Annotated in this window: 10 protein-coding genes; 6 read left to right on the top strand and 4 right to left on the bottom strand. The window is 71.2% G+C overall.

Going from position 1 to position 14,306, the window contains the following annotated elements:
- The first annotated feature begins 41 nt into the window (after positions 1–41).
- From ACYBSK_RS08195 to ACYBSK_RS08185, 3 genes are all read left to right on the top strand, one after another.
- A complete protein-coding gene (locus ACYBSK_RS08195; RefSeq protein ID WP_460245635.1) occupies positions 42–1,181 on the top strand; it encodes an acyl-CoA dehydrogenase family protein in 1,140 nt (379 codons plus the stop codon).
- The gene (locus ACYBSK_RS08190; protein WP_460245634.1) at positions 1,181–2,128 is read left to right on the top strand and encodes an acyl-CoA dehydrogenase family protein; all 948 of its coding nucleotides are present in this window, start codon (positions 1,181–1,183) and stop codon (positions 2,126–2,128) included. The genes ACYBSK_RS08195 and ACYBSK_RS08190 overlap by 1 nt, the downstream gene beginning before the upstream one ends.
- Before the next feature lie 250 nt (positions 2,129–2,378).
- Positions 2,379–3,104, top strand: coding sequence for a glucose 1-dehydrogenase (locus ACYBSK_RS08185; RefSeq protein ID WP_460245633.1), 726 nt, complete (start codon positions 2,379–2,381; stop codon positions 3,102–3,104).
- A gap of 41 nt (positions 3,105–3,145) precedes the next feature.
- On the opposite strand, the gene ACYBSK_RS08180 is transcribed toward ACYBSK_RS08185, so the two are convergent.
- Positions 3,146–3,739, bottom strand: coding sequence for a HutD/Ves family protein (locus ACYBSK_RS08180; protein ID WP_460245632.1), 594 nt, complete (start codon positions 3,737–3,739; stop codon positions 3,146–3,148).
- A gap of 63 nt (positions 3,740–3,802) precedes the next feature.
- Between ACYBSK_RS08180 and ACYBSK_RS08175 the strand changes: the two genes are divergently transcribed.
- The gene (locus tag ACYBSK_RS08175; protein WP_460245631.1) at positions 3,803–4,717 is read left to right on the top strand and encodes a chitosanase; all 915 of its coding nucleotides are present in this window, start codon (positions 3,803–3,805) and stop codon (positions 4,715–4,717) included.
- A 135-nt stretch (positions 4,718–4,852) separates the two neighbouring features.
- Here the strand turns inward: ACYBSK_RS08175 and ACYBSK_RS08170 are convergent, their stop codons facing one another.
- From ACYBSK_RS08170 to ACYBSK_RS08160, 3 genes are all read right to left on the bottom strand, one after another.
- Entirely contained in the window at positions 4,853–6,316 is a 1,464-nt protein-coding gene (locus ACYBSK_RS08170) for a glutamate synthase subunit beta (protein WP_457476202.1), read from the bottom strand.
- Positions 6,309–10,907, bottom strand: a complete 4,599-nt coding sequence (gene gltB, locus ACYBSK_RS08165) for a glutamate synthase large subunit (protein ID WP_460245630.1) — start codon at positions 10,905–10,907, stop codon at positions 6,309–6,311. The genes ACYBSK_RS08170 and gltB overlap by 8 nt, the downstream gene beginning before the upstream one ends.
- A gap of 353 nt (positions 10,908–11,260) precedes the next feature.
- Entirely contained in the window at positions 11,261–11,992 is a 732-nt protein-coding gene (locus tag ACYBSK_RS08160; RefSeq protein ID WP_457476200.1) for a VIT1/CCC1 transporter family protein, read from the bottom strand.
- 220 nt (positions 11,993–12,212) lie between these two features.
- Here ACYBSK_RS08160 and ACYBSK_RS08155 point away from each other — a divergent pair, with 220 nt between their 5' ends.
- Positions 12,213–13,301 (top strand): LacI family DNA-binding transcriptional regulator, encoded by a 1,089-nt coding sequence (locus ACYBSK_RS08155; RefSeq protein ID WP_460245629.1) that lies wholly within the window; start codon positions 12,213–12,215, stop codon positions 13,299–13,301.
- A 16-nt stretch (positions 13,302–13,317) separates the two neighbouring features.
- Positions 13,318–14,286: a carbohydrate ABC transporter permease gene (locus tag ACYBSK_RS08150; RefSeq protein WP_460245628.1), complete on the top strand. Its 969-nt coding sequence runs from the start codon at positions 13,318–13,320 to the stop codon at positions 14,284–14,286.
- The last annotated feature ends 20 nt before the right edge of the window (positions 14,287–14,306 follow it).

The raw sequence follows: 14,306 nt of genomic DNA, 5'->3' as shown, positions 1-14,306 counted from the left end.
TAACCTACCAAACACTTGTTAGGGAAGGTGGTGGGCGCCGGATGGACCTGGACTTCACAGCCGATCAGGACGCGTTCCGCGAGGAGGCGAGGGCGTGGCTCGCCGCGCACGTGCCGTCCGAGCCGCTGCCGTCGCTGGAGACCGCGGAGGGCTTCGCCGCGCACCGGGCGTGGGAGGCGGAGCTGTCCGCGGACCGCTGGTCGGTGGTGTCGTGGCCCGAGGAGTTCGGGGGCCGGGGCGTCGACATCTTCCAGTGGCTGATCTTCGAGGAGGAGTACTACGCGGCGGGGGCGCCCGGCCGGGTCTCGCAGAACGGCATCAATCTGCTGGCGCCCACGCTCTTCGACCACGCGACGGACGAGCAGCGGGCGCGGGTGCTGCCGTCGATGGCGAGCGGCGAGGTGATCTGGGCGCAGGCCTGGTCGGAGCCGGAGGCGGGGTCGGACCTGGCGGCGCTGCGGTCGCGGGCGGTGCGCGCGGACGGCGGGTGGCTGTTGCGCGGGCAGAAGACGTGGTCGTCGCGGGCCGCGTTCGCCGACCGGGCGTTCGGCATCTTCCGCACGGACCCGCAGGCCGCGAAGCCGCACCAGGGGCTCACGTATCTGATGTTCGACCTGCGGGCGCCGGGGGTCACGGTCCGGCCGATCGGCCGCATCGACGGCAAGCCGGCGTTCGCCGAGCTGTTCCTGGACGATGTGTTCGTGCCGGACGAGGACGTGATCGGGGAGGTCGGCCAGGGCTGGCGGATCGCGATGTCGACGACGGGGAACGAGCGGGGGCTGATGCTGCGCTCCCCCGGCCGTTTCCTCGCCGCGGCGGACCGGTTGCTGCGGCTGTGGCGGGAGCGGGGTGCGGACCCGGCGCTGCGGGACAGGGTGGCGGACGCGGTCATCGGGGCGCGGGCGTACCAACTGTTCACGTACGGCAACGCGTCGCGGTTCGCCGCGAATGAGCAGATCGGGGCGGAGTCGAGTCTGAACAAGGTGTTCTGGTCGGAGTACGACATAGCGCTGCACGAGACGGCACTGGAACTGCTGGGCGCGGACGGCGAGTTGGCGGACGGGGAGTGGGCGGAGGGCTACACCTTCTCCCTCGCGGGTCCGATCTACGCGGGGACGAACGAGATCCAGCGCGACATCATCGCCGAGCGGCTGCTCGGCCTGCCGAAGGGGCGTCGCTGATGAGGTTCCTGCTGGACGCGGAGCAGACCGAGTTCGGCCGTACGCTCGACCGGATGCTCGGCGCGGCCGACACCCCGTCGGTGATCCGCGCGTGGGCGGACGGCGACGCCGGGCCGGGGCGGGCGCTGTGGGGGCGGCTGGCCGAGGCCGGGGTGTTCGCCCTGGCGGTCCCGGAGGCGTACGAGGGGGTGGGGCCGCTTCCGGTGGAACTCGCGGTGGCGTACGTGGAGTTGGGGCGCCATGCGGTGCCGGGCCCGGTGGTCGAGACGGCGGCGGTGGCGGCGCTGCTGCACTCGGCGGGCGGGGCGGAGGCGGCGAAGGAGTGGCTGCCGCGGATCGCCTCCGGGGAGGCGGTGGTGACGCTGGCGTCGGGACCGTACGCCCTCGACGCGGACGCGGCGGACGCGGTGTTCGTGATCGACGGGGAGGCGGTACGGCTGGCCGCCGGTCGTGGTCCGCTCCGGGAGTCGGCGGATCCGGCGCGGCGGCTGTTCGTGCCCGAGGGCGGGGAGGTCGTGGCGCGGGGGGCGCGGGTGCGGGAGGCGGTGGACACGGCGGCGTTCCTGACGGCGGCGCAGGCGCTCGGTGTGGGCCTTGAGCTGGTGCGGCGCACGGTGGAGTACGTGAAGCAGCGCGAGCAGTTCGGGGTTCCGGTCGGATCCTTCCAGGCGGTGAAGCATCGGCTCGCGGACGCGCTGGTGGGGTTGGAGTTCGCGCGGCCCCTGCTGTTCGGGGCGGCGCTCACGAGAGGGTCGGCGGAGGTCGCGGCGGCGAAGGTGGCGGCGGGTGAGGCGGTGTACGCGGCGGCGCGGGCGGCGCTCCAGCTCCACGGCGCGGTCGGCTACACGAACGAGCTCGACCTCTCCCTGTGGCTCCGCAAGGCGCGGCCGCTGCGGGACGCGTGGGGGTCACCTGCGGTGTGCCGGGGGCGGGTGCTGGCGGGGTGATGACCATGGCCGGGCGCGGGTGTCCGTGGCCGGGGCCTTCGTCCGCGTCACGCCGCACCGTGGCGCCGCCTTGCCCACCCTGCCGCCCAAGGCGGCAGATTGCCCAAGGCGGCGTGCGGCCCACCGCCAGGCGCGAGAATCCGGGGCCAGCCAAGCCCCAATCAAGCCCCTCCGGCGATTGAGGAGCGGGGTCCGGGGCGGAGCCCCGGGGGTTCGGGGCGTACGGAGTGACGGAGAGGAAGGGGACCGCATGCGTGGGCTTGAGGGAAAGGTCGTCCTCATCAGCGGAGCCGGACGCGGCCAAGGCGCCGTCGAGGCCCGCCTGTTCGTGGAGGCGGGCGCCCGCGTCGTCCTCGGCGACGTACGCCAAGAGGAAGGGCACGCCGTCGCCAAGAACCTCGGCGACGCCGCCGTCTTCGTGCACCACGACGTCACCGACCCCCACAGCTGGGCGCACGCCACCCGCACCGCCCTCACCCGCTTCGGCCGCCTCGACGCCCTCGTCAACAACGCCGCCCTGTGGCACACGGCCTCCGTGGAAGAGGAAACGTACGAGGGCTTCGAAGCGCTGCTCCGCGTGAATCTGCTCGGCCCGTTCCTCGGCACACAGGCGGTCGTCCCGGCCATGAAGGAGGCGGGCGGAGGCTCCATCGTGAACATCTCGTCGACCGCCGGCCTGGTCGGCATCCGGAACCACGCGGCGTACGGCTCCTCGAAGTTCGGCCTGCGCGGCCTGACCCGGTCGTCCGCGCTCGACCTCGCACCGCACCGGATCCGGGTCAACTCCGTGCACCCGGGCGCCATCGACACCCCGATGATCGCCGACGTCAGCGGCAGGGACTGGTCGCACCTGCCGCTCGGGAGACCGGGGCGGCCCGAGGAGGTGGGTGAGCTGGTGGTGTTCCTGGCATCGGACGCGGCGTCGTACATCACGGGCGCGGAGTTCCCGGTGGACGGAGGCTCGACGACAGGCTGACCCCGTCGCACCTCACCGCACCCCGCCCACCTCCACCTCGGCTACACCAGCCCCGTCACCACTCCCACCGGCCCCCGCCCCCACACGTCAACCTCACCATCGCCCTCCACGGACACCGCGTCGAACCGCCCCAGTTCCCTCCCGGCCACCTCAGCCCCCTCCACCCCGAGCGCCACGAACAACGCACCCGCACCCACGCCCGGCGTGCACGCCACCCGCGCCCTCCCCCGCACCACCGCCACGGACGGCGGCGTCGGCAGTGCGGCGCGCCGCCACATGACGTTGAAGTTGACGACGGGCCCGCCCAGCAGGCGGCAGTCCGTGGGCACGTCGCCGGGGAAGTCCCGTGGCACGTACGGGAAGTCGACGACGGTCGGGCGGCCGTCGACGGTCAGCTCCATGCCCTGCCCCGCGACCATGGTGAGCGTCCGGTCGACGCCGGGGAACGCGGAGAACGGCCCGTCCGCCGCGACGTCCGCGAGGCTCGCCCGCCACCGGAAGTCCGCCGTGCCCGCGCCCCGCGGCGCCCCGGCGATCTCCCGCGTGACACCGCCGCCGTTCTTCCAGGCGACGGCCGCCCGGTCCGCGGCGGGCAGAAGACGTACGGCGGGCCCGTGAGGGGCTGGGGTGTCCATGGACGCAGACGCTACGCGACGCCGGTTCACAACTCGTACACACACTCGCTTACTCTGTGCCGCATGAAACGCGCGGGCTGTCTGGTGCTCTCCTTCATCGCTGTGGCTCCGCTCGCCACGGCCGCCGTCTACTTCATGTCGCCGAGCGACGACGAGCAGGGCGGCTCCGCCACCGGCACCCGCCCCTCCGCCGCCGCTCCGGCCCGCCCCGGCAGCCAGTCCGCCGCGGAGCGCAAGGCGGACGACAAGGTGATCGCGAGCCTGCCGCCGGGCCTCGCCGCACCGGGGAAGAAGGAACTGGCCTCGCGCATCGTCGCCAGCGCGGAGAACTCGACGCTCAACTGGCGTGAGCAGTACGGCTACATCGAGGACATCGACGACGGCCAGGGCTACACGGCGGGCATCATCGGTTTCTGCACCGGCACCCACGACCTGCTGACCCTGGTGGAGCGCTACACGAAGGCCCACCCCGACAACGGTCTGGCCCGCTACCTCCCCGCCCTGCGCGAGGTCGACGGCACGGACTCCCACGAGGGCCTCGACCCCGGCTTCACCGCGGCGTGGAAGCAGGAGGCGACCCAGAAGGCGTTCCGGGACGCCCAGGAGGAGGAGCGCGACCGCGTCTACTTCGAACCGGCGGTCCGCCTCGCCAAGCTCGACGGCCTGGGCACGCTCGGCCAGTTCATCTACTACGACGCGATGGTCCTGCACGGCCCCGGCACCGGTCCGCGCGGCTTCTACGGCCTGCGCGAGGCGGCGCTCGAGGAGGCCGACACCCCGGCCCAGGGCGGCGCGGAGAAGGCGTACCTGGACATCTTCCTCGACCTGCGCCGCAAGGCCATGAAGGCGAAGAACCCGGACCGCGACACGACCCGCATCGACACGGCGCAGCGCCAGTTCCTCTACGACGGGAACCTGTCGCTGAAGACGCCGCTGACGTGGAAGGTGTACGGCGAGACGTTCCACATCCCGGGCTGAACGCACCGCGACGCCCGCCCAGCGTCCGGTCGGGGACTTGATAGGGCGAGCGTCGCGCTCTGTTCCGTACGCCGTTGTACGGGACGTTCATCGACGGCCTGTCAGGCCGTGCGGGTCATACGGGGTGGCGGGCCGTCACACGGCCAGCGCGCGGTCCGTCGGGCGGATCGGGGCCGGGAGGTCGGACGCTCCGGTCAGGAAGCGGTCGACGCCGCGGGCGGCCGAGCGGCCCTCCGCGATGGCCCAGACGATGAGGGACTGGCCGCGGCCGGCGTCACCGGCGACGAAGACGCCGGGGACGTTCGTCTGGAAGTCGGCGTCGCGGGCGACGTTGCCGCGCGCGTCGAGCTCCAGGCCGAACTGGTCGACCAGGCCGTTGGACTGGTCCGTGCCCGTGAAGCCCATCGCGAGGGTGACCAGCTGCGCCGGGATCTTCCGCTCGGTGCCGGGCTTGTTGACGAGCTTGCCGTCGACGAACTCGACCTCGGAGAGGTGCAGCCACTGGACGTTGCCGTCCTCGTCGCCCTCGAAGTGGGTGGTGCCCGCCGAGTAGATGCGCTCGCCGCCCTCCTCGTGCGCGGAGGTGACCTTGTAGAGCATCGGGAACGTCGGCCACGGCTGCGTGGTCGTGTTCCGCTCGTCGTTGGGCCGCGGCATGATCTCCAGCTGCGTCACCGAGGCGGCGCCCTGGCGGTGGGCGGTGCCCACGCAGTCGGCGCCGGTGTCACCGCCGCCGATCACGACGACGTGCTTGCCCTCGGCGGTGATGGGCGGCTGGACGTAGTCGCCCTCCTGCACCTTGTTGGACAGGGGCAGGTACTCCATCGCGTAGTGGATGCCGTTCAGCTCACGGCCGGGGACCGGGAGGTCGCGGGAGACCGTGGCGCCCGCGGCGACGACGACGGCGTCGTAGCGCTTGCGCAGCTTCGCCGCGTCGATGTCCTGGCCGATCTCCACGCCCGTACGGAACTTGGTGCCCTCCGCGCGCATCTGCTCGATGCGGCGGTTGATGTGGCGCTTCTCCATCTTGAACTCGGGGATGCCGTAGCGGAGCAGGCCGCCGATGCGGTCGGCGCGCTCGTAGACGGCGACCGTGTGACCGGCCCGCGTCAGCTGCTGGGCGGCGGCGAGTCCCGCCGGGCCCGAGCCGATGACGGCGACGGTCTTGCCCGACAGGCGCTCGGGGATCTGCGGGGCGACGTCGCCCGTGTCCCACGCCTTGTCGATGATCGAGACCTCGACGTTCTTGATGGTGACGGGCGGCTGGTTGATGCCCAGCACACACGCCGACTCGCACGGAGCGGGGCACAGGCGGCCCGTGAACTCCGGGAAGTTGTTCGTGGCGTGCAGGCGCTCGGACGCCGCGCCCCAGTCCTCGCGGTACGCGTAGTCGTTCCACTCGGGGATCAGGTTCCCCAGCGGGCAGCCGTTGTGGCAGAACGGGATGCCGCAGTCCATGCAGCGGCTCGCCTGCTTGCTGATGATGGGGAGCAGGGAGCCCGGAACGTAGACCTCGTTCCAGTCCTTGACGCGCTCCTCGACCGGGCGGGTCTCGGCGACCTCGCGCCCGTGGTTGAGAAAGCCCTTGGGATCAGCCATTGGTCGCCGCCTCCATCATCTTCTCGGTGATCTCGGTCTCGGAGAGACCGGCTCGCTCGGCGGCGTCCTTGGCGGCGAGCACTGCCTTGTACGTGCTGGGGATGATCTTCGTGAACCGGGTCAGCGAGGTGTCCCAGTCGGCGAGGAGCTTCTCGGCGACGGTGGAGCCGGTCTCCTCGGCGTGGCGGCGCACCACGTCGTGCAGCCACTGCTTGTCGGTGTCGTCGAGGGGCTCGACGGCCGACTTGTTCCCGGCGTTGAGGTTGTCCGGGTCCATGTCGATGACGTACGCGATACCGCCCGACATGCCGGCCGCGAAGTTGCGGCCCGTCTCGCCGAGGATCACCGCGTGGCCACCGGTCATGTACTCGCAGCCGTGGTCGCCCACGCCCTCCGAGACGACCGTGGCACCGGAGTTGCGGACGCAGAAGCGCTCGCCGGTGCGGCCGCGCAGGAACAGCTCGCCGCCCGTCGCGCCGTACGCGATGGTGTTGCCGGCGATCGTCGAGTACTCGGCGAGGTGGTCGGCGCCGCGGTCCGGGCGAACGATGACGCGGCCGCCGGAGAGGCCCTTGCCGACGTAGTCGTTGGCGTCGCCCTCCAGGCGCAGCGTCACGCCGCGCGGCACGAACGCGCCGAAGGACTGGCCCGCGGAGCCGGTGAAGGTGATGTCGATGGTGTCGTCGGGCAGGCCCGCGCCACCGAACTTCTTCGTCACCTCGTGGCCGAGCATGGTGCCGACCGTGCGGTTGATGTTGCGGATGGCGACCTGGGCGCGGACCGGCTGGGCGTCCGTCTGGTCGTCGGCGGCGAGGGCGTCGGCGGCGAGCTTGATCAGCTCGTTGTCGAGCGCCTTCTCCAGGCCGTGGTCCTGCTCGATGATCCGGTGCCGGACGGCGCCCGCGGGCAGCTCGGGCACGTGGAACAGCGGCTCCAGGTCGAGGCCCTGCGCCTTCCAGTGGTTCACGGCCCGCTCGGTGTCGAGGAGTTCGGCGTGGCCGACGGCCTCCTCGATGGAGCGGAAGCCCAGCTCGGCGAGGAGCTCGCGGACCTCTTCGGCGATGAACTTGAAGAAGTTGACGATGTACTCGGCCTTGCCGGAGAACCGCTCGCGCAGCGTCGGGTTCTGCGTGGCGATGCCGACCGGGCAGGTGTCGAGGTGGCAGACGCGCATCATGACGCAGCCGGAGACGACGAGCGGCGCGGTCGCGAAACCGAACTCCTCGGCGCCGAGCAGCGCGGCGATCAGCACGTCGCGGCCGGTCTTCAGCTGGCCGTCGGTCTGGACGACGATGCGGTCACGCAGGCCGTTGAGCAGCAGCGTCTGCTGGGTCTCGGCGAGGCCGAGCTCCCAGGGACCACCGGCGTGCTTGAGCGAGGTGAGCGGGGAGGCGCCCGTACCGCCGTCGTGGCCGGAGATCAGGACGACGTCCGCGTGCGCCTTGGACACACCGGCCGCGACCGTACCCACGCCGACCTCGGAGACCAGCTTCACGTGGATGCGGGCCTGCGGGTTGGCGTTCTTGAGGTCGTGGATCAGCTGAGCCAGGTCCTCGATGGAGTAGATGTCGTGGTGCGGCGGCGGGGAGATGAGGCCCACGCCCGGCGTCGAGTGACGCGTCTTGGCGACCCACGGGTAGACCTTGTGGCCGGGCAGCTGGCCGCCCTCACCGGGCTTGGCGCCCTGGGCCATCTTGATCTGGATGTCGTCGGAGTTGACCAGGTACTCGGAGGTCACGCCGAAGCGGCCGGAGGCGACCTGCTTGATCGACGAGCGGCGCGCCGGGTCGTACAGGCGCTCCGGGTCCTCGCCGCCCTCACCGGTGTTGGACTTGCCGCCCAGCTGGTTCATGGCGATGGCGAGGGTCTCGTGGGCCTCGCGCGAGATGGAGCCGTACGACATGGCGCCGGTCGAGAAGCGCTTGACGATCTCGGAGGCCGGCTCGACCTCGTCGATGGAGATCGGCGTGCGGCCCTCGGACTTGAAGTTGAACAGGCCGCGCAGCGTCATCAGCCGCTCGGACTGCTCGTTCACGCGGTCCGTGTACTTCTTGAAGATGTCGTAGCTGCCCGAGCGCGTGGCGTGCTGGAGGCGGAAGACGGTCTCCGGGTCGAACAGGTGCGGCTCGCCCTCGCGGCGCCACTGGTACTCGCCGCCTATGTCGAGCGCGCGGTGCGCGGGCGCGATGCCGGAGGCCGGGTAGGCCTTGGCGTGCCGGGCGGCGACCTCCTTGGCGATGACGCCGAGGTCGGCGCCGCCGATCTTGGTGGTGGTGCCGTTGAAGTACTTCTCGACGAAGGCCTCGTCGAGGCCGACGGCCTCGAAGACCTGGGCGCCGCGGTAGGAGGCGACGGTCGAGATGCCCATCTTGGACATGACCTTGAGGACGCCCTTGCCGAGCGCGTAGATCAGGTTCCGGATCGCGTCCTCGACCTCGATGCCGTCGAGGAACGTGCCGGCGCGGACCAGGTCCTCGACGGACTCCATGGCGAGGTACGGGTTGACCGCCGCGGCGCCGAAGCCGATGAGCAGGGCGACGTGGTGGACCTCGCGCACGTCACCGGCCTCGACGAGGAGGCCCACCTGGGTGCGCTTCTTCGTACGGATGAGGTGGTGGTGGACGGCCGCGGTGAGCAGCAGCGACGGGATCGGCGCGTGCTCGGCGTCGGAGTGCCGGTCGGAGAGCACGATCAGGCGGGCGCCGGCCTCCAGGGCGGCGTCGGCCTCGGCGCAGATCTCGTCGATCCGGGCGGCGAGGGAGTCGCCGCCGCCCTGCACCCGGTACAGGCCGGACAGGGTGACGGCCTTCATGCCGGGCATGTCGCCGTCGGCGTTGATGTGGATGAGCTTGGCGAGCTCGTCGTTGTCGATCACCGGGAACGGCAGGGTGACCGCGCGGCACGTGGCGGCCGTGGGCTCCAGGAGGTTGCTGCCGGGGCCCAGCGGGGAGCGCAGCGAGGTGACGAGCTCCTCGCGGATGGCGTCCAGCGGCGGGTTGGTGACCTGCGCGAACAGCTGCGTGAAGTAGTCGAAGAGCAGCCGCGGGCGGGCCGAGAGGGCCGCGATGGGCGTGTCGGTGCCCATCGAGCCGATCGGCTCGGCGCCGGCCTTGGCCATCGGGGCGAGGAGGATGCGGAGCTCTTCCTCGGTGTAGCCGAAGGTCTGCTGGCGGCGCGTGACGGAGGCGTGCGTGTGCACGATGTGCTCGCGCTCGGGGAGGTCGGAGAGCTCGATCTCGCCGGCTTCGAGCCACTCCTCGTAGGGGTGCTCGGAGGCGAGGGAGGTCTTGATCTCCTCGTCGTCGATGATGCGGTGCTCGGCGGTGTCCACGAGGAACATGCGGCCGGGCTGGAGGCGGCCCTTCTTGACGACCTTGGCCGGGTCGATGTCGAGGACGCCGACCTCGGAGCCGAGGACGACGAGGCCGTCGTCGGTCACCCAGTAGCGGCCGGGACGCAGACCGTTGCGGTCGAGAACGGCGCCGACCTGGGTGCCGTCGGTGAAGGTGACACAGGCCGGGCCGTCCCAGGGCTCCATGAGGTTGGAGTGGTACTGGTAGAAGGCGCGCCGGGCCGGGTCCATGGAGGCGTGGTTCTCCCAGGCCTCCGGGATCATCATCAGGACGCTGTGCGGGAGCGAACGGCCGCCGAGGTGCAGCAGCTCCAGGACCTCGTCGAAGGACGCCGAGTCGGAGGCGTCCGGCGTACAGACCGGGAAGATCCGCTCGAGGTTCTCGTTGCCGCCGAAGAGGTCGGAGGCGAGCTGGGACTCGCGGGCGCGCATCCAGTTGCGGTTGCCCTTGACGGTGTTGATCTCACCGTTGTGGGCGACGAAGCGGTACGGGTGCGCGAGCGGCCACGACGGGAACGTGTTCGTGGAGAACCGGGAGTGCACGAGCGCGATCGCGGAGGCGAAGCGGCGGTCGGACAGGTCCGGGAAGAAGGGCTCCAGCTGGCCGGTGGTCAGCATGCCCTTGTAGACGATCGTGCGGGCGGAGAGCGAGGGGAAGTACACGTCGGCCTCGCGCTCGGCGCGCTTGCGCAGCACGAACGCCTTGCGGTCGAGCGCGATGTCCTTGCTCGTGCCGTCCGCGACGAAGAGCTGGCGGAAGGCCGGCATCGTCGAGCGGGCCATGGAGCCGAGCATCTGCGGGGCGACCGGGACCTCGCGCCAGCCGAGGACGTTCAGGCCCTCTTCGGCGGCGATCGTCTCGATCCGCGAGACGAACTCCTCGGTGCCCTCTTCGGGCAGGAAGGCGATACCGACGGCGTACGCACCGGCCTCGGGGAGGTCGAAGTCGACCACCTCGCGCAGGAAGGCGTCCGGGACCTGGGACAGGATGCCCGCGCCGTCGCCCGAGTCGGGCTCGGAGCCGGTGGCACCGCGGTGCTCCAGGTTTCGCAGGACGGTCAGCGCCTGGTCGACCAGCGTGTGGCTCGCCTCGCCGGTGAGGGTGGCCACGAAACCGACGCCGCAGGCGTCGTGTTCGTTACGCGGGTCGTACATGCCCTGGGCGGCAGGGCGAGCATCCATGTGCGACCAGGTCTGGCCGCTGTTGGAATGCTGGGACGGCTGGCGCGCGGTACGCATCGGCTCTCCCGTCGTCGTCGTGGCAAGGTGCGTGCCGAGGGACGACGTTGGCCCTCTGCGGAGAAGTGCTCAAAAAAGGGTGCTGCTCAAAAAATTTCGTGCAGGTTACATGATGGGTCGGTTCTCGGGAACCGGATAGTGCGTTCCAACATGCGGACACCGCGGGTGGCGGCGGGAGAGCCCGCTGCGGCCAGATCGATGGCCGGGGGGCCGGTGGTGCCGGAGTGCGCCGCGGGCCTCATTGCCCACAGCGCTTACGGCTCATGCCCCGTGGTCAAGTAATCGAAACCGCGCGGTAACGACTACTTATGCAAGGCCATGTATAGGCATCTTCAGGCCACAGCCCCGACCCGTCAACCAGCAAAAGTCCCGAAGATGCTTCCCAGGAGATACGTCACACCCGCCGCGGCACCACCCAGGACCAACTGCCGCAGGCCACTGAACCACCAGGATCGCGCGGTCACCTTGGCCACGACCGCCCCGCACGCGAAGAGCCCGAGGAGCGCGAGCAGCACGGCCGGCCACAGGGCGCTCGCCCCCAGCAGATAGGGCAGTACGGGGATCAGGGCGCCGAGCGCGAAGGACCCGAAGGACGAGACGGCGGCGACCATCGGCGAGGGCAGATCGCCGGGGTCGATGCCCAGCTCCTCGCGCGCGTGGATCTCCAGCGCCTGCTCGGGGTCGCGCGAGAGCTGCCTGGCGACCTCGCGCGCCAGCTTCGGCTCGACGCCGCGCGAGACGTACAGCTCGGCGAGCTCCCGCTCCTCGTCGGCCGGGTGCTTGCGCAGCTCGCGACGCTCGACGTCGAGTTCGGCCTCGACCAGCTCGCGCTGGGAGGCGACGGAGGTGTACTCACCGGCGGCCATGGAGAAGGCTCCGGCGGCGAGGCCCGACAGGCCGGTGATGATGATGGTCTGCTGCGAGACGGCGCCGCCCGCGACACCGGCCATGAGCGCGAAATTGGATACGAGGCCGTCCATCGCGCCGAAGACCGCGGGCCGCAGCCAGCCACCGTTGACATCACGGTGGGTGTGGTTGTCCCGGTGGGCGTCATGGAGGGTCGCCCCGGTCTCGATGATGGTCATGCTCGTGAACCCCGCTCCCCTTGCGATTGCTGTTCTGCGAGTTCGAAAGTACGCGCGAAAAATCGCCGCTGCCAGCAAGGAAGGCCGTACTTACCTGCGGTTTTGCGTCCTGCGCAACGCGCTGACCTCGATCTTCCCGAGCGCGTCCGTGAGGTGGATCACATGATCCGCGCGGCAGTGGGAAACGTTTACAGGACGACGACGAGGGGGGGGCGGGCGCGTGCCGGGAAGAGCGACGCGGACGACGCACACGGCCGGTGGCGGCGGTCAGCCGACGGTCGTCTCCATCGCCGAGCGCGCGGGCGTCTCCATCGCGTCCGTCTCCCGGGTGCTGAACGGGATCGGGGCCCGCCCCGCGACCGTGGAGAAGGTCGAGCGCGCCGCCGCCGAACTCGGCTACGTGCCGAACGCGGTGGCCCGCTCCCTCAAGGACGGCCGCACCCGCCAGCTCACCTTCGCGGTGCCCGACATCGGCAACCCCGTCTACGTGGCGATGGTCCGCGCCATCCAGTCCGTGGCGAAGGCCGCCGGGTACCGCCTGCTGCTGCACTCCACGGACGCCGTCGCCGAGGACGAGCTGGCCGTGCTCCGGGGCCTGCGCGACCGCACCAGCGACGGCCTGATCCTGTGCCCCATCCGCATCACGGACGCCCATGTGGAGGCGCTGCGCTCGGCGGCGGGCCCGGTCGTCGTCATCGGTTCGCTGCCGCGCGGGGTCCCGGTGGACAGCGTGCGCGCCGACTCCGTCGAGGGCGTCTCGCTGGCCGTGCGCCACCTGTACGAGACGGGACGGCGCCGCATCGCGTTCGTCAACGGCCCCGCCGACACGGTGCCGGGCCGGGGGCGCGGCGAGGGCTTCCGCAAGGCCATCGCGGACTGCGGTCTCGCATACGACCCGGACCTCGTCGTCCACACGGAGTTCGACATCGAGTCGGGGGCCGCCGCCACCGACTCGCTCCTCCGCCTGAAGCCCGACGCGGTCTTCGGCGCCAACGACCAGCTGGCGCTCGGCGCCGCCCGCGCCCTGCACGCCCGGGGCCTGCGGATCCCTCAGGACGTCGCCGTCGCGGGCATGGACGACAGTGTGCTCGCGCAGGCCGGCTGGCCCCCGCTGACCAGCGTCGACCTCGGCTCCACCGAACGCGGCCGGCGCGCCGCAGAACTTCTGCTGGACCGCCTGAACACCCCGGAACCCACCGGAGGCGAACCCCTCGGAGGGAGCCGCCCACCCCGTACGCCCCAGCGCACCACCGCCCCTCCCCGCCTCGTCGTCCGCGCCTCCACGGGCCGGGCGGCGCCCGACAGTTGAGACATCGAGGACTGCCATGAGTCTCACCGCGCCCCGGGACAACGCCGTCCCCGGCAGCCGCGGCACACCACCACCCCGCACACCGGGCCAGCGCAGACGCGCGCTCGGCCTGGACCGGGGCGCGTGGTTCCTGCTGCTACCCGCGCTGATCCCGATCCTGCTGCTCAGCGTGGTCCCGCTGCTGTACGGACTGTCGCTCGCGTTCACCGACGCGCAGGCGGGACGGACCTCTCCCACCCGGTTCATCGGCCTGGACAACTTCCTCGACCTGCGCCACGACTCGCTGTTCTGGGAGTCGTTCCGCATCGGGCTGGTCTGGGCGGTGTCGGTGACGGCCCTCCAGTTCGTCCTCGCGCTGGGCCTCGCCCTGCTGCTCGACCAGAACCTGCGGTTCCGCTGGCTGGCCCGCACCCTGGCGCTGATCCCGTGGGCGATGCCGGAGGTCGTCGTCGGCATCATGTGGCGGCTCGTCTACCACGCGGACGCGGGCGTCCTGAACAAGACGCTCAGTGACCTCGGCCTGATCAGCGAGAACGTCGACTGGCTCGCCGACCTCACCTACGCGCTGCCCGCCGTCATCGTGGTGGGCGTGTGGGCGGGCATGCCGCAGACGACGGTGGTGCTCCTCGCGGGCCTGCAGAACGTGCCGCTGGAGCTGCGGGAGGCCGCGCAGCTGGACGGGGCGGGGATGTGGCGCCGGTTCACGGCGGTGACCTGGCCGGCCCTGAAGCCGGTGGTCGTCGCGATCACGGCGCTCAACTTCATCTGGAACTTCAACTCCTTCGGCCTGGTCTACGTGCTGACGCAAGGAGGCCCCGGCGGCCAGACCCGGCTGCCGATGCTGTTCGCGTACGAAGAGGCCTTCAAGTACGGGCAGTTCGGCTACGCGGCGGCGATGGGGCTTGCGATGGTCGCGGTGATCGCGGTGCTGCTGACGCTGTTCCTGCGCAAGAAGCTCAAGGAAGATGTGGAGGCGGCGGCGTGAGCGCGAGTACGACACTCCCC

The sequence above is a fragment of the Streptomyces sp. BYX5S genome (assembly GCF_054724165.1).
The sequence above is the reverse complement of the archived record's forward strand: the minus strand, read 5'-3'. Positions and strand labels throughout refer to the sequence as shown.

Coding starts and splice junctions, on each gene's coding strand:
- ACYBSK_RS08180 (WP_460245632.1), bottom strand. CDS start 3,739: ATGGACACCCCAGCCCCTCACGGGCCCGCCGTACGTCTTCTGCCCGCC.
- ACYBSK_RS08195 (WP_460245635.1), top strand. CDS start 42: ATGGACCTGGACTTCACAGCCGATCAGGACGCGTTCCGCGAGGAGGCG.
- ACYBSK_RS08160 (WP_457476200.1), bottom strand. CDS start 11,992: ATGACCATCATCGAGACCGGGGCGACCCTCCATGACGCCCACCGGGAC.
- ACYBSK_RS08170 (WP_457476202.1), bottom strand. CDS start 6,316: ATGGCTGATCCCAAGGGCTTTCTCAACCACGGGCGCGAGGTCGCCGAG.
- ACYBSK_RS08190 (WP_460245634.1), top strand. CDS start 1,181: ATGAGGTTCCTGCTGGACGCGGAGCAGACCGAGTTCGGCCGTACGCTC.
- ACYBSK_RS08185 (WP_460245633.1), top strand. CDS start 2,379: ATGCGTGGGCTTGAGGGAAAGGTCGTCCTCATCAGCGGAGCCGGACGC.
- ACYBSK_RS08150 (WP_460245628.1), top strand. CDS start 13,318: ATGAGTCTCACCGCGCCCCGGGACAACGCCGTCCCCGGCAGCCGCGGC.
- gltB (WP_460245630.1), bottom strand. CDS start 10,907: ATGCGTACCGCGCGCCAGCCGTCCCAGCATTCCAACAGCGGCCAGACC.
- ACYBSK_RS08175 (WP_460245631.1), top strand. CDS start 3,803: ATGAAACGCGCGGGCTGTCTGGTGCTCTCCTTCATCGCTGTGGCTCCG.